This is a genomic window from Arthrobacter sp. Y3223065 (assembly GCF_059090885.1).
Map to the genome: position 1 here is coordinate 1 of NZ_JBNHGC010000008.1, position 19,973 is coordinate 19,973.

At 60.9% G+C, this 19,973-nt stretch carries 15 protein-coding genes; 11 read left to right on the top strand and 4 right to left on the bottom strand.

Annotated features, from left to right (window positions below; translation table 11 throughout):
• Positions 1–321 precede the first annotated feature (321 nt).
• From AC5RUK_RS17210 to AC5RUK_RS17220, 3 genes are all read left to right on the top strand, one after another.
• Complete coding sequence (locus AC5RUK_RS17210; RefSeq protein ID WP_494152955.1) at positions 322–1,242, top strand: SDR family NAD(P)-dependent oxidoreductase; 921 nt, start codon at positions 322–324, stop codon at positions 1,240–1,242.
• Positions 1,239–2,906: an FAD-dependent monooxygenase gene (locus AC5RUK_RS17215; protein WP_494152956.1), complete on the top strand. Its 1,668-nt coding sequence runs from the start codon at positions 1,239–1,241 to the stop codon at positions 2,904–2,906. Before AC5RUK_RS17210 ends, AC5RUK_RS17215 begins: the two co-directional genes overlap by 4 nt.
• Positions 2,907–3,158: 252 nt before the next feature.
• Complete coding sequence (locus AC5RUK_RS17220; protein ID WP_494152957.1) at positions 3,159–3,986, top strand: enoyl-CoA hydratase/isomerase family protein; 828 nt, start codon at positions 3,159–3,161, stop codon at positions 3,984–3,986.
• A gap of 648 nt (positions 3,987–4,634) precedes the next feature.
• Here AC5RUK_RS17220 and AC5RUK_RS17225 read toward each other — a convergent pair.
• The 3 genes from AC5RUK_RS17225 to AC5RUK_RS17235 form a co-directional block, all read right to left on the bottom strand.
• Positions 4,635–5,645: an alpha/beta hydrolase gene (locus AC5RUK_RS17225; RefSeq protein ID WP_494152958.1), complete on the bottom strand. Its 1,011-nt coding sequence runs from the start codon at positions 5,643–5,645 to the stop codon at positions 4,635–4,637.
• Between the two features lie 108 nt (positions 5,646–5,753).
• Positions 5,754–6,920 carry an oxidoreductase gene (locus tag AC5RUK_RS17230; protein ID WP_494152968.1) on the bottom strand — a complete coding sequence of 389 codons (1,167 nt, stop codon included), beginning with the start codon at positions 6,918–6,920 and terminating at the stop codon, positions 5,754–5,756.
• Between the two features lie 240 nt (positions 6,921–7,160).
• A complete protein-coding gene (locus AC5RUK_RS17235; RefSeq protein WP_494152959.1) occupies positions 7,161–7,466 on the bottom strand; it encodes a muconolactone Delta-isomerase in 306 nt (101 codons plus the stop codon).
• A 355-nt stretch (positions 7,467–7,821) separates the two neighbouring features.
• Here AC5RUK_RS17235 and AC5RUK_RS17240 point away from each other — a divergent pair, with 355 nt between their 5' ends.
• The 5 genes from AC5RUK_RS17240 to AC5RUK_RS17260 all read left to right on the top strand — a co-directional run bounded on the left by AC5RUK_RS17240 (position 7,822) and on the right by AC5RUK_RS17260 (position 13,221).
• Positions 7,822–8,919, top strand: coding sequence for a sugar ABC transporter substrate-binding protein (locus tag AC5RUK_RS17240; protein ID WP_494152960.1), 1,098 nt, complete (start codon positions 7,822–7,824; stop codon positions 8,917–8,919).
• 82 nt (positions 8,920–9,001) lie between these two features.
• On the top strand, positions 9,002–10,570 hold the full coding sequence (locus AC5RUK_RS17245; protein ID WP_494152961.1) for a sugar ABC transporter ATP-binding protein: 1,569 nt from the start codon (positions 9,002–9,004) through the stop codon (positions 10,568–10,570).
• Positions 10,567–11,601 carry an ABC transporter permease gene (locus AC5RUK_RS17250; protein ID WP_494152962.1) on the top strand — a complete coding sequence of 345 codons (1,035 nt, stop codon included), beginning with the start codon at positions 10,567–10,569 and terminating at the stop codon, positions 11,599–11,601. Before AC5RUK_RS17245 ends, AC5RUK_RS17250 begins: the two co-directional genes overlap by 4 nt.
• 95 nt (positions 11,602–11,696) lie before the next feature.
• Positions 11,697–12,236, top strand: a complete 540-nt coding sequence (locus AC5RUK_RS17255; RefSeq protein ID WP_494152963.1) for a nuclear transport factor 2 family protein — start codon at positions 11,697–11,699, stop codon at positions 12,234–12,236.
• 241 nt (positions 12,237–12,477) lie between these two features.
• On the top strand, positions 12,478–13,221 hold the full coding sequence (locus AC5RUK_RS17260; protein WP_494152964.1) for an NADPH-dependent F420 reductase: 744 nt from the start codon (positions 12,478–12,480) through the stop codon (positions 13,219–13,221).
• Between the two features lie 483 nt (positions 13,222–13,704).
• Here AC5RUK_RS17260 and AC5RUK_RS17265 read toward each other — a convergent pair whose 3' ends face one another.
• Positions 13,705–14,580: an isocitrate lyase/PEP mutase family protein gene (locus tag AC5RUK_RS17265; protein WP_494152965.1), complete on the bottom strand. Its 876-nt coding sequence runs from the start codon at positions 14,578–14,580 to the stop codon at positions 13,705–13,707.
• Positions 14,581–14,760: 180 nt separating this feature from the next.
• On the opposite strand from AC5RUK_RS17265, the gene AC5RUK_RS17270 reads away from it, so the two are divergent.
• The 3 genes from AC5RUK_RS17270 (at position 14,761) to AC5RUK_RS17280 (ending at position 19,149) form a co-directional block, all read left to right on the top strand.
• Positions 14,761–15,603 carry a crotonase/enoyl-CoA hydratase family protein gene (locus AC5RUK_RS17270; protein ID WP_493957981.1) on the top strand — a complete coding sequence of 281 codons (843 nt, stop codon included), beginning with the start codon at positions 14,761–14,763 and terminating at the stop codon, positions 15,601–15,603.
• Between the two features lie 395 nt (positions 15,604–15,998).
• On the top strand, positions 15,999–17,255 hold the full coding sequence (locus AC5RUK_RS17275; protein ID WP_494152966.1) for a M24 family metallopeptidase: 1,257 nt from the start codon (positions 15,999–16,001) through the stop codon (positions 17,253–17,255).
• 796 nt (positions 17,256–18,051) lie between these two features.
• The gene (locus AC5RUK_RS17280) at positions 18,052–19,149 is read left to right on the top strand and encodes a sugar ABC transporter substrate-binding protein (RefSeq protein WP_494152967.1); all 1,098 of its coding nucleotides are present in this window, start codon (positions 18,052–18,054) and stop codon (positions 19,147–19,149) included.
• Positions 19,150–19,973: the final 824 nt, after the last annotated feature.

Sequence of the window (19,973 nt, forward strand, 5' to 3'; positions counted from 1 at the left end):
TGCGCCGCGCCGTCGACAACTACATGGTCCACGTCAACAAATACGACGGCTCCCGCTACTTCATCCCCTACGCCGGCGGCTTCGACAAATACGCCCAACAAGTCAACGAAATCGTCGCCGACGACTACCGCGGCTTCGAATTCACCAAATAGCAGCAAAAACAGCCCGCGTTCGCTCACCACAGTGACGCGATTAATCGCCACGGCTGGTTTGCCTTCCCGCAAACCACATCAAAGCAAATAATTAGCGTGTGATGACTGTTACTATCACGATACGCGTTTGTGTCCACTTGAAACCAATGACTATAAAGGAGCGGAATCAATGACGACGGCTCGAATCCTCGATGGAAAGCACATCCTCATTACCGGTGCAGGCCGGGGCCTCGGAGAGGCGTATGCCCGCGCTGCAGTTACGGAGGGCGCCCGGGTAGTGATCTCCGATATCAACGCCGAAAGCGTAGAGGCGGTGGCTGAGTCAATCAACAGGGAGGGCGGCGAAGCTCTGGCCGTCGTGGCTGATGTCACGGATTGGGACAGTTGCGAGCAACTCGTCGCGGCCGCGGTGGGCCGGTTCGGGAAGCTGGACGGCTTGGTCAACAATGCTGGCTACCTGGATCCTGTCACTGCCGGCGAAGAGACGGAGACCCATATTCGCCGCCATATAGACATCAGCGTTTACGGCACCTACTTCATGTCGGTTCATGCGCTTCCAGCGATGGAGGGGCGGGGGTCCATCGTCAACGTGACGTCAGCCGCGCAAGTTGGGCTCCGGATGATGAGCGCGTACGCCGCGGCCAAGGGCGCAGTCGCCTCCCTGACCTTCGCCTGGGCCAATGAGTTCGGCGCCCAAGGCGGGGCCATTCGAGTCAACGCCATGGCACCCCACGCCGACACACCCATGATGGCGACGGGCACCGCGGCCTACACGAAGTACTTTGGCGGCAATCCGGTTGCACCGCCGCCGTCGTCCAACGCCCCCGTCGTCCTCTACCTGCTGTCCGACCTGAGCGAAGGCGTGAACGGCCAGGTTGTCCGCTTGGCAAACGGGCGTGAACTGATGCTGATGTCCCACCCGACCGTCGTCGATTCCCCCCTCACCCGCGAATCCTGGACGCCGCTCGACGTCAGCGCGGCGTTCGATGATGTGCTGCGTGCGAAGATGCAGCCGTACGGCCAGCTGACGTACACGGACACACGTTTTATCGAGCCCGAACTAGTTGAATTTGCGGGAGTGCGTAAGTGAACGAGACAACCGTTCCCGTGAAGCACAGCGCCGACGTCGTAATTATAGGAGCCGGTCCGGTCGGCCTGACGGCCGCGATCCTCCTGGGCCGGTTCGGCATCGACACGCTGGTGATTGAGCGTCGGACCGAACGATCACGCCACCCCCGGTCGCGAGCCGTCAACGGCCGCACTATGGAGGTGTTTCGCGGCCTCGGTCTTGCGGACGAGGTGCGGGCCGCGGCACTTCCTGGTGCACCGCAGCGCTTCCTCGGCCGGGATGCCGTTTCACCGTGGCGTTCGGTCGTCCCGAGCGTTGAGAGCGTGGACGCGCCGGCGGACACCCGCTTAGGTCCAGAGACCCTCAACATGGTTCTGTGCTCACAGGACGTGCTCGAACCCATTCTGGTGGACGCCGTAAAGGCTGAAGAGACTGTCACGATGCAGCTTGGCAAGACGGTGTCGGGAGTGAAGGACACCGGGAGCGAGGTCACGGTGTCGATTACTTCCGACGATGGCGACGTGGAGGTCTCCGCGAAATATGTCATCGCCGCCGACGGCGCAGCCAGCCGAGTGCGCACTGCCTTGGGGATCGGGGTCACGGGTGACCTGAACCTGCAGACGGCGGTGAGTGTGCTGTTCCGCTCACCGGTCATCCGACGCCGTACGTCCGACCCATCGGGCTTCATCTATCTGGATAATCCGGAGACAGTCGGGACCGCCGTGATCGCCCCGGTCGACACCGCTGACAGGGTGGCGATGCTTGGACGCCCGCTCATCATGGACGAGATGCCCTTCGAGGACATCGATTGGAAGGCCCAGTTGCACGAGGCGATCGGCGATCCCGAGGAGGAGATCGAGTTGATCGACGCCAGGACCTGGACGGTGGGGGCTTGGGTCGCGGATCGCTACCGGTCCGGGCGCATCCTGCTTGCGGGAGACGCTGTGCATGTGATGCCTCCGTACGGCGGCTTCAATCAAAACACCGGCATCCAAGACGTTCACAACCTCGCGTGGAAGTTGGCGGCCGTCCTCGAGGGCTGGGCGGATCACGACCTCCTGGCCACCTATGACCTTGAGCGGCAACCGGTTGCCAAGTTCAATGTCGTCGAAGCGGTTCGTAATTTTCGGTCGATCATTGGAAACGACGACGACGCCCCACGCTCATTCCGGCCGGAGAACTTCGAGCACCCAGGGCTGGACATCGGATTCCGCTATGACCAGGGGGCGGTCGCCGGAGCCGCAACTCCGGAGTCAAGCTGGCCGGTAGGAACTTTCGTTCCGACGGCCGCAGTTGGCGAACGCGCACCGCACGTCTGGCTCGACACCGCGGAGACGACGTCGACGCTCGATCTCTTCGGGGATTGTCTCGTCATACTCGCTCGTGCCGGTTCGGAGCCCGCGAAAAAGGCGGTCGAATGCGCGAAGTCCAACGGAATACCGTGCCGCTGGGTCTCGTTCGGGCCGACAGGAGACTTCGTCACCGCTGACGCGGCGTGGGCTGCCGCCTACCAAGTGGCCGGAGACGAAGCGATCCTGGTGCGCCCCGACGGTCATGTGCTCGCCCGCCTAACCACCAGTGATCAGCAGGCCGCGGATCACGCGTTGCTCGTCTACGCCGGCCGCGCCGTTGGCGACTACAGCATTAATCAAGCCAGAGGGCATGCTGCTCGGGCTACTCTATGACCGGCTATTGGGGCATGCCCATCGGCGGGAACCGGGCGACGGCGGGTGCTGCGACCGGTGAACGGTGTTCGACGCGAATCGGGCTGCTGGCACTATGACGTCCCAAAACTCTAAGCGTTGCCGACAGCTAAAGCGAGTAGGAAAAAGTGTTGTAACTTGCGACATGCGAGTATAGGGTTCATATGACGAGAGTCACACTCGTCCCTTAGCCACAGCTGACTACCCGTTTCACCACGAACAAGGAGATTCACAATGGCCGTGACAAAGTTCGAAGACTACAAAGACAAATATGATCACATCAAGCTGGAGCGCGATGCTGATGGCATTCTGCTCGTCCAGCTTCACACGAATGGGAGCGACGTCGAATGGGGTTTGCCGGTTCACGATAACGTCGCCGACGTGTGGCACAACGTCGGTAACGACCCGGAAAACAGGGTGATCATCCTGACCGGGTCGGGCGATACCTTCATCGATAAGGAGATTCATATCGATGACCATCACTGGGTCACTTCCGATATCTGGTTCCATTTGCATAAGGAGGCCAAGCATCTGGTGCTCGACCACCTCGCCGTCGAGGTTCCGATGATCGCCGCTGTCAATGGCCCCGCGAGGATGCACAACGAGCAGGCGCTGCTGTGTGACATCGTCATCGCATCCGAAGACGCCGTATTTGGCGATCACGCGCACTTGGCCCAGGGAAACGTGCCCGGCGACGGAATGCAGCTTATCTGGCCGCTGGTCATCGGGTTGAACCGCGGCAGGTACTTCCATTTGACCGGCCAGGAAATCGGTGCCCAGCAGGCGTACGAATGGGGTGCAGTAAATGAGGTGGTACCTAAGGACCAGGTGGTCTCTCGAGCCTATGAGCTCGCCCGGATGCTTGCCGCGAAGCCTAAGCTGGCGCTGCGGGCAACCCGCATGCTGATGGTGAACGAGCTCAAGAAGGCCATGAATGACGCTGTCAGCCACGGGATGATGATGGAAGGCTTGGCCGCCATGGCAGAAGGAGGCTGGAACCCGACCCCGCTCACCGGGCCGGAGCTCGCCGCGAGCTGGTCTCGAGTTGGGATGTCATCGTAAGGTCGAATGGCCGGATGATGCCGCTACGCTGTGGCTGGCGCATCTAAATCCGAGAGGATGCTGAACAACGGTCTAATTTGAAGGGGCTGGCTCGGGCACAGCAATGTCCGAGTCAGCCCTTCGGCGTTGCCGCGTGCGAAGGAGCGGGCAGATGTGACCGTCTCGGCTGGCGTTTAGCCGCACACGCCGCCGGTAGGGCTCCTGCCGGCACCGGATGACCTGGCGAGTCACCGAGGGCCAGGCCTCGTTACGGACGGTGAGTCCATAGCGCCAGGAGGCGTTTTAGCTCTACTGCACCGGCACGCGGCTGGAACCACGCTTCGCTTTTTACCGCTCCGAAGTAGCGCATCCGCCCGTTGTTCCCTTGCGTGAGCCGGGCGGAATAGCGATTGACCATGGGCTGGCGTTGCCTGTAGTCGTTTTGGTCTTTTTCCTGTGCGGCAGCGCGGGGGCCCGCAGCAGGGCATGCACTGGGTACAGTGCATCTTGCAGCCGCCCGCCGCCCAGCCGCCGCCCGCCGCCCGCCGCCAGCCGCAGCCGCAGTCGGGCAGTCGCCGCGCAGCAGCAGGCTCAGCACGCGGTCCGAACGTAGCGCGGCCTCGCTCTGCCACCCCAAGAGGCGGCAAAGTGAACCGGGGGAGAGGCCACTTAGACCTGGAAAAGCCTTCGAAACCAGTCGGCCTGCGCGGCACGAGCGGCTTTCGATATAGCGGCGTCGGGAGCCAACTGATCGAAGCCATGGAAGCCGCCAGGCCATACGTGGAGTTCGGCTACTCCCCCCGCTCGCCAGATCGCACTCGCGAAGGCCACGTCTTCGTCGCGGAACGTCTCCGCCGATCCCACGTCGATGAAAGTTGGTGGAAGACCGGATAGGTCAGAAGATCGGGCAGGCGCCGCGTAGGGTGACACGAGGTCGCCTCCTCGAGTCTCCCCAAGCAGCGCTGTCCAGCCAGTTTCGTTCGAAGTCCGGTCCCAGACTCCCACGCCGGCCATTTGGCGTGCGGATGGGCTGTCGTTGCGATCATCCAGCATTGGACATTTTAGAAACTGGCCGAACAGCCTTGGCCCACCACGGTCCCGTGCCATAAGCGTAGTACCCGCAGCCAGCCCCGCCCCTGCGCTGACACCGGCGATAACAATGCGTTCAGGGTCAACGTTCAGCCCTGGGGCGTTTTCCGATACCCACGCCAGACCCGCATAGCAATCTTCCAGGGGACCGGGGTACGGGGTTTCAGGCGCCAGCCGGTACTCGACGGACACAACCGCCAGTTGCAGCTCTCGCGCAATGTCCAGCATCGCGGGGATACCCCGCCGGTTGTCCCCGAGGATCATTCCGCCGCCGTGCACCCAGTAGACCGCCCCCGTCGGAGCGACCGCTCCGGTCGGTCTGCAGATCAGCAGCGAGATGTCTGGGGCACCCTCTGGGCCCGGTACGTTCCGCTCCTCCACATGGAAAGCCCCGCCAAAAGAGAGGGCTTGATCTGTGAGTTGTACGCCGCCCGCCGCGGCGCGCACCCGCACTTCTGCTATGTTTTCTGAGCGGTAAGCATCCGGGGGGAAGGCCTGATTGATTACCGTAAGCGCGGCGGCGAGCTCGGGATCGAACGGTGGGGGCGCTCCGACTTCCGTCGTTGGCGGGTTAGAGGCCTGAGACGTCATCGCTAAGACTCCTTCGGATACGGCAATCTGTGGTCCCTGCAGTTTGGCTTTGTGGTCCATTTTCACTAATCACCAGGGTGCCTCGTTCAAGCCCACAAATAACTATCATCAGGCCCCGCTGAGATGGTGCTGCTTCCGGTCGAACGGGACAATCTGGTCCACATCACCGGTCCTCATCTTCTGGACCCACAGAGGATCCGCTATCAAAGCTCTACCTAGGGCGACGACATCGTACTCGGCCGCCTCAAACTGCTCCGCGAGATACTCGAGGCGTTCCTCGAGTGACTCACCAATGACGACAGGAACCTTCTCCGCTGCTGCGCCTGCACCTCGGAACTCCGTGTTGACACCGACGGAGCCAACGGTGATGACCGCCTTACCGGTGAGGCGTTTTGCCCACCCCGCGAGGCTGAGGGTCTGGTCTTCCCGGGGAAACTCAGGTAACCAGTGTCGACGAGTGGAGGCATGGAAAACATCGACTCCGGCTTCGGCGAGTGGCAGCAGGATCTTCTCGAGCTCCGACGGAGTTGTGGCGATTTGCTCGGTGTAGCGGTCTGCCTTCCACTGGGAGAAGCGGAACACGATCGCGAAATCCTCCCCGACGGCGGAGCGTACCGCCTTCACGACCTCAAGGGGCATTGCAACGCGGTCGCCAAACCGGCCCGTACGCCTGTTTGTCCGTTCCCAAATGAACTCGTCGAGGAGGTAGCCGTGGGCCCCGTGGAGCTCGATTCCGTCGAAGCCGATCTGTTGGGCAAGAGCAGCAGCGTCGGCAAAGTTTGCGATGACTTCCTCGATCTCGAGAGTGGTCATCGGGTCGCCGAGCGGTTTTCCATCCAGGTCAATTCCCGACGGCGACTGCGGAGGAACGCCAGGGTTCAGGGGGGATGCCGGGCCGCGCAGCGCCCCGACATGCCACAGCTGTGGGATGATAGCGGCGCCCTCCGAGCGTGCGGCTGCAACTACTTGGCGCCAGCCATCCGAGGTGTGCTTGGTGAAATGCGGTACGGTCCTCTTGTGCCCGGAGGCCTCGCCGCCGATGTATGTGCCTTCGGTGATCAACAGTGCTACGCCGCCTTCTGCGCGGGCGCGGTAATGCTCCGCATTTTCAGGCGTCGGCATGCCGCCGGGAGACATTTCGCGCGTCATGGGTGCAAGGGCGAACCGGTTGCGGAGACGGAGCGACTTTATCTCGAGCGGTGTAAAGAGTGGCGCAAGCGGCCCGCTTGTCAGAGGGGTTATCTGGTCTAAGGCTTGTTCCGGATCGATCTTGATCTCCTCCTCGTGAACCTTCGTAGCCCAAAGGTAGGCGAGGCCTTAGCCACTGCTTTCTCTGGCTGTTGTTGATCGTGCTTCCCGCCCGCATGGCCACATGGTGAAACTTGTATTCATCATTTTAATGTAACCATCTCTCGGTTCGTCGGTCAACGCCCTCTTGATGCTCGGTGCGTCAGTCAACACCCCGTCCTGATGCTGCTTCGTCTCGTTTTCGTGCAGCAGGAGAAGTTCGACCGCTTATTCGTCCCCGGCCTGGATTCTCGCCCAACGTCTAGATGTCGGATGCTCGACGAGCGGGGTAGTGGTGATCTCGAGGAAAGGGAAGAGTGGGAGGTGGCTTAGGATCTCGTGGAGTTCATCGTTATCCGCCACATCCCAGACTGCCACCGCTGCGTAAGCTCCCGCCTTGCGCCAGATATGAAGCTGCTTGCCTTTCCGCCTAACCTCCATGCCATAGTCGCTCTCGGCTTGGACTAGTGTCTCCCAGTCCTCGGGAGCAATTGACGCCGGCTTGTTGACCTGAATGTCCACTAGGTACAGCACGATCCACCTTGCATTCGTAATGTGATGTGTCTTGTCTCGTGGCGCCCTCGTTGCCCCTCGTCGGTGTGGCGAGCCTGCATTGCCGCGGCGGCGGCCTCACACTTTCGGCAGGGCTGCTAAGGGGGTTGCGCGATGCTCCTCCAGGCACCGCCTGCCCATCGTAGCGCTTAGGGTGACCGCAATAATCGTCACTCTACGATAACTTCACGCAAAATATGAAACTTTTCTATTGACCTCGAGCGCGTCGTCAAAGTACCGTCGGCATAGCTCCAAGGCCGCGAACAGAGAAGCTTCGCGACACATCACATGCATCCCGGTCGGTAAAGGCGCCGGCATAAAGGAATCAAGGAGAAAAATGCGAACCATGAAGTCGCGAGTCACGCTGGCTGCTGGATCGATGGCGGCGCTGCTGGCCCTGGTTGGCTGCGCGGGCAACGCCAGCGGTAACCCGGCAAGTGAGGGCTCCTCTGACACCGTCGCAGTCGATGTCGGCAATGACATTGCAGTCAATCTATCCACCAAGCCCGGCCTCAAGGTGGCCGTTTTTATCCCGGGCGTGGCCAATGAATTCGGCCTGGAGCAGGAACGCGGGGCGAAGGAAGCTGCCGCGGCGCTGGACATGGACATGACCTTGTTCGACGCGGGCTATGACCCGAACAACCAGCTCAACCAAATGCAGACTGCAATGACCTCCGGAAACTTCGACGCCGCGGTAGTAATGGCCCTCGACGGCGTGATGTCATGCAAACTCCTCACCGAGGATTTCCCTAAGGCAAACATCCTTGTGTCAGTTTCATCTGCGAATCTGTGCCAGGACGGCACCGATTCGGAAGGTATGTCGACTGACAAGGTCTGGTCGCCGGGCACTCTGAACTACGTGGGTAGCAACAACACCCGCGAGTACGCCAACGGCTGGATCGCCGCGGCAGCAGAGGCAAACCCAGGCAAGCAGAAGGTCCTCGCTGTTCTTGGCCCGGCGACCAACACGCAAACGCGCGTTTTAGAAGCCGCAATGAAACAGTTCGAGCAGGACAACCCCGACTATACGTTTGAACCGCTCTACACCGACTGGACGACGCCTGACGCGTACAACCAGACTCAGACCTACCTGCAAGGGCATCCGGACACCACCCTGATCATGTCTGCGTCCTCGCCTGACATCACACAGGGCGTCGTCCAAGCTGTGAACGAGGCTGACCTGGACGGCAAGATCAACATCGTGGACCAGGGTCTTGGCGACTACCAAATGGAACAGATAGAGGCCGGGAATGTCCAACTCTCGACGCTGCTCTTCCCTTACCACGGGATGAAGCTAAACCTGGAGTCCATTGCCGCCGCGCAGAGCGGGGACCCGGGCCCTCGTTACGTAGATGATTCGCTCATTGGCACTGCCGAGAAACCCTTCGCGGTCACGAAAGAAACGATCTCCGAACTGCCCTCCGAACTACGCTGACGCCGCAGTCCACCAAGACTAAAGGGCCGGGGCGACGTTCACTCGAACGTCGCCCCGGCAAAGATAGAAGGAAGTACTGGCAATGGAGCGTTCGCAATCGGACCCCACTATCGCCGTCGCACTTAAAGCGGTATCCAAGACCTACGGCGCCACGCGCGCCTTGATCGATGTCGACGTGGAGATCCACGAAGGAACAGTGCACGCACTTATCGGTGAGAACGGAGCCGGCAAGTCCACAGCGATGGGCACTATCGCTGGTCGCGTCGACTTCGACGAGGGGGGCGTCGAAGTCTTCGGCCAACCGCTTGAACCGGGGAATCTTCGGGCCGCGCGTCGCAGCGGCGTGTCGGCCATCTATCAGGAACTCACGATCGTCCCGCATCTGGATGCAGCGGCGAATGTTTTTCTTGGATCCGTCCTGTCCCGGTTCGGAGTCCTCTCCGACAACGAGATGCGTCGTAGATACGTCGAGTTGTGCGACGAGTTGGAGGTCAAGGCCCTTCCTGCCGGGGTGCCTGTGGGCACCTTCTCTGTAGCAGAGCAGCAGTTGCTCGAGATCATGCGCTCCCTCGTGACCGACCCTCGCGTGATCCTCTTCGACGAACCGAGCGCGTCGCTTGCCGTCGAGGAGCGGGAGGCGCTCTATAGCGCGATCGAAGGGCTACGCAAGCGCGGCGTCACTATCGGGATCGTGAGCCACAATTTTGACGAAATCGAACGGCTCGCCGACCGGATAACGGTTTTTCGGAATGGCCGAGCCGTTAACACGAGCAGTCGGGGGGAGAAGTCGCGCGCCGAACTGGTGCGCGCGATGCTCGGTGAGCAGCGAGCCGACCAGACCCTGGGCCGCGAGCTGATGGGGAAGCCGGTCGATACACACGAGAGCCTCCATAAACCGGGCCTCGCGCCGGTCCTTGAAGTGGTCGGCCTAACAGTTCCCGGGGTCATCGAGAACATCGACCTGGAGGTGAAGCCGGGGGAGATACTGGGCATCGCTGGTCTTGTAGGTTCCGGCCGCTCGACGTTGTTGAGGGCGATTGCCGGTGCAGAACCCACTGCACGAGGCGTCATCCGCCTGTCCGGAGCCGAGTCGGCTTGGCCGCGAACGGTCCGCGCCGCACGAAAACTGGGTATCGGGTTGATTCCCGAAGATCGTAAGGGCGAGGGGCTGGTGATGACTCGCAACGCAGCGGATAACGTTGCGCTGTCGAATCTTGGCGGCGTCTCATCAGGTGGGGTGATCGCACGAAAGAAGCTCCGTGCAATGGTCGGCGAGGCAGCAGCCAGTCTGAACTTCCCGGTGGCCCGACTCGGCGAACGCAGCGACAGGTTTTCTGGCGGCAATCAGCAGAAGTTGCTGATGGCACGGTGGCTGTACGATCGCCCGCGAGTGCTCCTCGCCGACGAGCCGACACGCGGTATAGACGTCGGCGCGAAGGGGGAACTCCTTGAGGCTCTACGGGCGATGGCTGCGGATGGGGTCGGCGTGATCGTGGTCTCATCCGAGCTCGAGGAAGTGCTCGCGGTATCCGACCGGGTGCTCGTCGTCGCTAAGGGCCAAAGCATGGGTTTGATGGAGCGAACTAGCGACCACCCGATCGCAATGGAAGACGTACTGCAAGCCGCATTTGGATTAAAGGAAAACGCATGAGCACCACGACTAACAAACCCCCGACTGACACCGCCAAGGGCGGGTTCAAACTGTCCGGCGGTCTGAATATGACGACAAAGAATGGGCTCAATCTGCGGGAGAGAGCCTCGAGCCTCGGAATGGTTTGGGTGCTCATCCTTCTCGTCATTGCGGCAATCATTCTCAACCCCCGCTTCCTAAACCCGGGCAACCTGGTCAACCTGCTGAGCCAGAACGCTCCCGTCGGCATTATCGCCGTGGGGATGACGTTCATTATGATCGCCGGCGGTTTTGACCTTTCGGTGGCAGCAGTGCTGGCTATCGGCGGAGTGTCCTACGCAACTTTGTCCCACATGATGCCCACGGGTCCCGCGATACTCATTACGCTGTTGATCGGAGCCGCTCTCGGCCTGATCAATGGCTTCCTCATCACGAAGGCGAAAGTGAATGCCTTCATCGCGACCCTCGCGACCGCCTCATTGTTCAGCGGCCTCACCTTGCTGTACACGAACTCCAAACCGGTTCCCATGGCCGCAGGCGGCTACGGTTTTCTCGCCGACGAAAAATTCCTCGGAGCACCCCTCTCCGTCTGGTTACTTGCGATCCTGATTGCAGCAGGATGGTTCGTACTTTCCAAGACCGTCTACGGTCGCGGGATCTATGCGATCGGCGGTAACAACGAAGCCGCCCGACTGGCAGGACTGCCGGTGACCGCCCTGCGGGCAAGCACCTTCGCTCTGACGTCGATGCTCGCCGCGCTAGCAGGAATTGTGTTGGCGTCCGTGATTGGTGTCGGACAGCCTGGCGTGGCAGTGAACGTCACTCTTAACTCGATCGCGATCGTGATTATCGGCGGGACTTCATTGCTCGGTGGAGAAGGCGCCATGTGGCGCACGCTCGTCGGGCTCCTGATCTTTGCGGTTATCAACAACGTCTTCGACATCCTTGCATTTCCGCAGTCAATGCAGGAGGTCGCTCTCGGCGTGATCGTGATCGCCGCGGTAGCGCTCGACGCATACACGCGCTCACGCAAGAGGTCCGGCGAGGCCTGATACGGCTCGTCCAACCAGTAAATGAATATGGACGAGAGTCCACCACCCAAGAAAGCCGGGCCGTTCATTGGCCCGAAATAGATAGGATCAAATAAATGTCACTGACAGATGCACAGCTGACCGAGTTGTACGATAAGCAGGCACTCCACGACAACCTGATGCTGTATGTGCGGGGCGCGGACCGGCACGACCGCGAGCTCATGCTGTCGACATACTGGCCAGATTCGTTCGATGACCACGGTGCCTACGTAGGTGACGGCCCGGGCTGGGCTGATGCCGCCATGGCCTGGGAAGATCAGATCCACAGTTGTAGCCACCACGTCACCAATGTCCTGTCCGAGATCGACGGCAATCGGGCCAAGCGCGAAAGCATGTTCATCTGCGTTGTCCCGTTCAAAGATCCCGAAGTCACGATGTTCCAAGCCGGCCGCTACCGCGATCTGTGCGAAAAGCGGGACGGCGTGTGGAAGATCCTGCACCGCACCTGCGTCTGGGACTGGATCGACGTCAGGCCGATCAACTCGGACTGGGACATCGTCAACGTACCTCGCGTCTCCCACTGGGGAGCCTGGCGTACAGAAGACCCGATCTACAAGGACTGGATCGAAAGTCTACCCACCGAATACACCAGGTAGCCCTAACCGCATGGCGCCCCGAGCAATCAGGTCCCGAGTCCCGGCGTCGAACTCGTCCTCGCGACGTAGCGCCCACCGATTCTTTAATGCCCGCGCTGGGACGACCAGGGGCCCGCAGTGCACGACCGATTGATGCGCAACTGCAGAATCATCGAGAGCGCGCGCGTGCGCGCGCGCTCTCTCGATGACGGAGGAGATGCCGTCGACTAGAACCAAGTAACTATTAACGACAAGGGCTGACATGAAGATCGGCATTCTCGGAGCAGGATCGATCGGCGCCACACTGGCCCGTAAGCTAAGTACAGCCGGCCATGCGGTTAAGGTCGCCAATTCGCGCGGCCCGGAGACCATCACACCCGATGTTGTGGCCGCAGGCGCCCGACCAGTAGAGGCAAGCAGCATAGTCATCGATGTCGATGTGCTCATCATCTCCATACCGCTCATTCAGATACCCAAGATTAGACCTCTCATGGCCAACCTTTCGGCAAATGCAACAATCGTCGATACGTCAAACTACTACCCGCTACGCGACGGACGGGTGCAGGCACTCGATGACGGGCAGGTCGAAAGTGTCTGGGTCGTCGAGCAGCTGGGGTGCCCGATCGTCAAAGCCTGGAATGCCATCACGGCGGGGTCCTTCGAGACCAATGGAAAAGAAGCGGGCGATCCCGCTCGTATCGCTATTCCTGTGGCCGCGGACCGCGATTCCGACAAAGCGGCAGCCATGGCTCTCGTAGAGGAGACCGGGTTTGACGCCGTCGACGCCGGGTCCCTCGCCGATTCGTGGCGCCAGCAACCCGGAGCGCCGAGCTACTGCACTGACCTTACGCGCCAGGAGATGCCTGACGCACTTGCTGCCGCCGATAAGGATCGGCTCCCACAGCGCAGGGACATCGCGATTGCAGCCGTTACAGAACGGTTCGCGGGCCACACAGCTGTCAGCGCCGACTACCTCGTCCGACTGAACCGAGCCATCTACAGTTGACCCTGACAATCTGCCGCGTGCACAGTTCCCTGCCTGTGATATGGACTAGTGCGCGTTGCCATGAGGATGGGACCGCCCGTGAGTGGGTGTTAGCCCCGCGTAAATACTTCGGCGGGGCATCCGAGAGACGAGCACCACGCGCCGTGATCCGCGCGATGCCGAGTTCCCCTGACTATGGTCTTGATGCCCAACCCCCGGCCAAATGCAATTGGCGTATCTCCGGCCACTCCGTTGATCACCCTTCATTCAGGACCGAAGGGGTCAAGATGCAGTCGGCGCTAAGGGGGTCAGTGCCCCCGGCCTTGAGACATCCCATGATTCAAGCGCGCCTAGGTAACAACCTTGTCTTTGTTCCCGTGCTGAGATATTCCCTCAACGGGAACGGAGACAGCTACTGTGTTGCTTCCTGCTGTTCGCTGCGTGGCACTGATTCGTCCCAACCCGAGTGCCGCGGCAATTCCAATGGATCCCGTAGCCGAGGACTCAGGAGTATCCGAAGCGTCGAGCCCGCCGAGCCCATGCTGGGGCATCAACTGCCTCCATGATTGGAGTGTAAGCGCCCCCGGCCGATTCGCCCTCCAGCAGTTCCCCACGTTCCAGGCGGACCAGGTTTTCGCGAAAACCTGCCACCGCTCCGTTCACCGTGTTGATCACCAGCAACATTTTCACGCCGGCCTCTTCGAGTTCCCGACGCTCCTCGAGGGTCGGATTCTTCACGGTCACCATCACATACTGGCCGGGGACGATTGCCGCGAGCTTCGGTAGATCGAGAAGCGGGTAGCCGCACGGATAGAGCATGTCGGCGCCGGCAGCAGAGTAGGCAGCCATACGCTCGGCGAGATCTTCGAAGCCAAAACGGCTCGCATCCGAACGCGCGACGATCACGGTGTCCGGGGACGTACGGGCTTCTGAGCAGGCCCGGATGATTTCGCTCATTTCGTCGACACTGCGCAGCTTCAATTGCGGCTTCCAGCGTTCCCCACCGTCTCTCCGGGTCCAGAAGTGCTTTGTTGCGGGCACCATGTCCTCGACGAGGAGGGCGGCGACGCCTGCTTGCTCGGCAAGCTGGACGCCCCGGAACGCTTGTAGCGGCGATCCTCCTGCATCATCGAAGTCAAGAATAAGCGGAAGATCGGTCGCCGCGGTGATTCGACGGCCGGCTTCGATCAGTTCCCCTTGGGAGATAAAACCGTTATCAGGAACGCCATAGTGAAAGTTCGAGTAGGTGCCACCGGCAATCAGCACGACGTCGAAACCAGCTTTCTCGACCAGCTTCGCGGAGAGCGCGTCATATGCTCCGGGAGCGATGATCATCCCGGAGTCAGCGAGCAGCTCGCGGAGTCGTTGCGCGGGTTTCATTTCCGTTTCCCTTCATTTCATAGGAGGACATGGTCCGAACCAGCGTTGACCGGACGGAGCCGTGCAAGCTAATAATGATCATAGTACGATATATGCATTCATAGTTTGATAATCCGACTTCGGAAGCGCCAGCCCGAGCGAATTGGTTCCCATCAGTAAGACGCCAGAAGGAGGAAACGTATGAAACAGGCCGGGCCCGGAGCGGACGCAAGCAGCAACGCGGACGACGAAAGCGTTCAAGTCATCAGCTCGGGAGGGGTGCGCGTCATCACGATCGCACGTCCTCAAAAGCGTAACGCGATTGATCGACGAACCGCCATCGCGCTTGCAGCTGCCTTCGACGCGTTCGACGCGGACGAGTCTTCGAGCATCGCGATCCTCACCGGGGCTGGCGGGTACTTCTCGGCAGGGGCCGATCTCGTATCGGTCGCTAGAGGTGATATCCCGGTCTTGGAAGGACGCGGGTTTGCAGGCATCACCCGCCGCCCCCCGGTGAAGCCGGTCATCGCGGCCGTCGAAGGGTTTGCCTACGCGGGCGGGTTCGAGCTGGCCCTCGCGTGCGACCTGATCGTCGCCAGCGCTACTGCATCCTTCGCTTTGCCCGAGGCAAAGCGGGGACTCATCGCGGCCGGCGGCGGGCTGCTCCGCCTACCGGATCGCATCCCCTATCACCTCGCCATGGAGTTGGCGCTGCTTGGCGAGCCGATCACGGCGGTACGTCTCGCCGACCTTGGTCTCGTCAATAGGCTTACGGACCCGGGCAAGGCGCTCGATGTAGCGCTCGAACTCGCGGGAAAAATTCAGCTAAGCGGGCCGGCCGCAACGAGGACCACCAAACGCATCATCAGCGAGTCGCGGTACGCGACTACCGAAACCCGCTTCGCTGAGCAGGAGAGCATCGTCGCTCCGTTGCGGAGCGGGCCGGAAGCGCGTGAGGGTGCCCTCGCTTTCGTGGAGCGGCGCGAGCCGGCCTGGGCCGCCGCCGCGCAAGACACAACTGTGAGGCCTGGAGATGTGAAGTAGATACCCTTCTGAGAACGCACACCCGAGAAGTGCTACCGGTCAAGCTGCGGATCCCTGTGCTCCGGCCATTGCCAGGAAGTCGTTTCCGGCAGCGTAGGCCTGATGAATGCGGGTGAGCCACACGCACCGTACGACCCACAATAGAACGAACTCTGACGCGCCTTCCTATCTAGTTGGCGTTTATCGCCATGTCGGTCCGGTGCCGCATGCTCTTAGCGTTATTCCTAATGAGGATCGGCAGCGAAACCGACGCACCGACATCGAAGGAGATCCGGTGGGTTTCCCAATGTCTCTGGGATAGCCGTGGCGCTTGAAGGCTCGAACGCATCGCAGCGGACGACGACCCCCGACACCGCGAGATCAGCCCGTTGGCGCTTACATATGAAAGGCAAGCAATGCCCGCAAACTACCAGAAATTGCACTTCGGACCTGCGCGTTCAGAGCTTCAGGTCGGCGTTGATGTGGATCGAATGCGCCGTGAGCGTGCTGATCGAATGCGTTCACTTATGCGTGAAAAGGGTATACCCGCACTCCTGCTCACGGGTGCGGACAATGTCCGCTATCTGACGGGATTTTGGTGGGGTGAATTTTCGCTCCAAGTCGGCTACGCATTGTTCTTCGCAGAGGACGAACCCATTGTGTTCTCACCAGCGGGGTCCCTTCAGCAAATGCCTGACCAGGCACCATGGATTTCGCAGTGGCGCCCAGCCATCTCCTGGCTTGGCGGCGTAGCGCCCAGTTCGGCCATCGCCGAACTGTCGGCCGCGTTCGCTGCCCAGATTCGCGAGGAACTCGCCGCACGTTCGCTCACCGGCGAGCGATTGGCAGTCAGCGAGATCGATCAGGCCGGCCTGGCGGCGCTGGCGGATGCCGGAATCGAAACACTCCCGGGGCTCCCCTTGTTGCTCGAATGCTCAACGATCAAGACAGCTGATGAAATCGCCTGCATTTCGATGGCGGCGAGCTTGAGCAACGCGGGATTTGAGACCACACGGTCGGCACTGAGGCCCGGAGTCAAGCAGGCCCAGATTGCCACCATGGCCCGTCGCGCGATCGAAGATACCGGCGCAGAGGTCGGAGCGGCGCGGCTGTTGTCCGGGCCGCTGTCCTTCCCGCGGGGGATCAGTGGGGGAGATCGCATCGTTGAGCATGGTGACCTCGCCTACCTACTCACCTGCGGCACTTCCTACATGGGGTACACAGCGTGCCTGTACCGTCAGTATGTCGTCGGCCGCCCTCCGACTCCAGCCGAGCGGTCATCATACACACGACTCACGGATCGTTTGGATCTCGCGATGTCGCTGATGAAACCGGGTGCCAGCACAGCGGACGTGGCTGCAGTACTTGCACCAGCGGAAGACCTGGGTTTTGCGTCCGAGGCAGAATGCTTCAGCATCGAACTCGGGCACGGCATCGGCTTGGTAAACGCGGGGTCGCGAGCTATCCACTACAACCCGCCGGTTATCACCCGCGCGTGGTCGCTTGAGCACCCGGAGGAGATTCAGGAAGGCATGGTGATCGCTATCGAGGGAATCGAAGGGGAGCACCGGGTCGGAGGTGTCCGTCTTGAGAATCTCGTCGTCATCACTGCAGCCGGCGCGGAACTGCTCGACCACTACCCGCGTGAGGAAATGGTGCAAACGGCGGGATGACGGTCTGCCGCAGCCTCGGCGCTTCACTTCGCCGGCACTAGTGGCATCACGTATTACAGCGCTCGGCCGAGAGGTGAGGCGACCGGCAAGCGGCCGCTGAAGCGGTGGGACATGACAGAAGCCAGATCCGGGGCACGTTCAGGTCCCTGTTTTCCAAGGGAACTCAAAACGGCAGTCACGAAGCTCCAATGTCGGCCTGTGCCTCGGCGAGTTCCGGACGCATCTGGGCGCTCTTATGGTTCTGCCGGTGCGATGGCCGCGCATTGCCGCCCTGCAGCCTGCTGCCCTGGCACGGGGTCCGCACAAGCAATCACTATGGCGAGCACGGTTTATGCAAATTCGTTGAGCAGCCGAGGCCACGCCGGGGATGTGCGTCGTCTGAGACTCTGTAGGTGTTGCCCCTGCTCCGACGGGCTTTGAATTTCCTCGGTGAATATCCGAAAGGGCCCTGCCGATTTCATCCAATTACTTCCCACATCCCACCATGGCCCTCATCCGGTAACTGTCGTCGGCCCTTCGCCCGATGGCCCGGTGCTCTGAAGCCGCTCTGTCGTGTCTGGGCTGCATTCCCGGATCGGGAGCAGTTGCACGAATGGGAGGCGGAGGGGCCATACGAGGTGCCGGCAGGGAAGCGACGCCAGCTTCGCCACGAAGTGGCTGTTGGACAGGTAGCCGAGCGCAGAGGTCTCAGTATTGCTCCTTCCGAAAACTCTTGACATGCGAATGTAGGATTCACAATGTAGGGGTTTGCCGATGGGCAAATCTGCATCGTGATCGACAGCTCAAGGAGATGCAAATGCGAACGACGACGTCGCGGGGAATGTTGGCTGCTGGATCAATGGCGGTGCTGCTCGCTCTGGCCGGTTGCGCGGGGAACGCCAGCGGCAGCCTCGCAACCGAGGGCTCCGCTGACACCGTTGCGGTCGATGTCGGCAATGGCATGACGGTGAACCTGACGACCAACGACGACATTAAGGTTGCCGTCTTCGTGCCCGGTGTCGCCAATGCCTACGGGCAGGCGCAAGAGTTGGCGGCGAAAGAGACGTCCAAGAGACTCGGTTTGGACATGACCTTGTTCGACGCGGGCTACGATCCGAGCCGGCAGCTCAGCCAGATGCAGACTGCACTGGAATCGGGGGACTACGACGCCGCGGTCGTACAGGCACTCGATGGAACGGTGATCTGCAAGATCACCACCGAAGAGTTCCCCGAGGCCAATATACTTGTGTCGGTTAACGCGACGCCGCTGTGCGACTATGGCACAGGTCAGACGGGCGAGTCGGTTGAGGAGGTCTGGGCGCCTGGCACATTAAACCTGGTGGGTAGCAACAACACCTTGGCTTATATCGACGGCTGGTTTGCCGCCGCAGCTAAGGCGAACCCGGGCAAGCAGAACGTCGTTGTCGTTCTTGGCCACGCGGTCGCCGCGCATACACGCGTCGTCGAGGTCGCTCTCGCGAAGTTCGCGAAGGACAACCCAAACTACACCGTAGACACCATCTACACCGACTTCTCGACGACCGGCGCCTTCAACGAGACCCAGACCTACCTGCAGGGCCATCCGGACACCGATCTCATCCTCTCGGTCTATACCCCCGACATTTCGCAGGGGGTCATTCAGGCTGTAAAAGATGCCGGACTTCTCGGGAAGATTCGAATTGCGGATCAAGGCTTCGGCGAATACTCCATTCAACAGATAGAGGCAGGGAACATCCAGTTCTCGACCCTGATGTTCCCTTACAACGCGATGAAGCTATCCCTCGAGTCCATCGTCGCCGCGCAAGACGGAGATGCCGGCGCTCGCTTTGTGGATGATTCAGTGATTGGCACGGCGGAGAATCCCTTTACGATCACGAAGGAAACTATCTCGCAACTGCCCGCCGAGCTACGGTAGCACTGCAGTACGCCCAGCCGCAGGCTTGGAGCGGCGTTCACGCGAACGTCGCCCCAAGTCCCGGAAAGGCCGGCTCCCGGGACGCCGCAGCGACGTCACGCTGGCCGTCTTCTGCAAGCGGCTCACAGCAGTCTTTGCGCAACTGCATGCCGGAGGCGGTCCGCACTCATTTTGGATCAGCAGGAACGTTGACACATTCAGCAGCCCTTACGCGCGGTCAGGCCACCGTTCCACCCGTGCTAAGGCCGCACCGGTAAGAAATTGATGTTCGCGGACAACCCGGTCCGCCTACGTGAAGAACGCGCAGGCGCAGGGGAGGTATCCTCACACGGGCGCCGATACGTACCCACTCGGGGTTGGTCGCCACCACGTATAACTTGCTCAGAAAAGCACTGCGCCGCAGGAATCTGAAGCCGCCCTGCGCCCTGCCCACTCCGGAGATCTAGGAAAAGTTTCCGGCGAGACTAAGAAGCGCAAGCGGATGCGCACCACGCCTTAGACGGAACCTTTGGTCGGGCGGGCACTCAAGGTGAGCAGGGCTGAATCCCGTGAAATCTGGGATTCGTGCAGGCACTTGGAGCGCCGCCAGGAGAGGGATGCCCAGTATGGATCCAACGGCGATCGGTGCCCAACCCGGCAAGAAGGTGGATCGAGACGGTTCTGCTGTAGTTGCTATTTGGTGAATTCGAAGCCGCGGTAGTCGTCGGCGACGATTTCGTTGACTTGGTGGGCGTATTTGTCGAAGCCGCCGGCGTAGGGGATGAAGTAGCGGGAGCCGTCGTATTTGTTGACGTGGACCATGTAGTTGTCGACGGCGCGGCGCA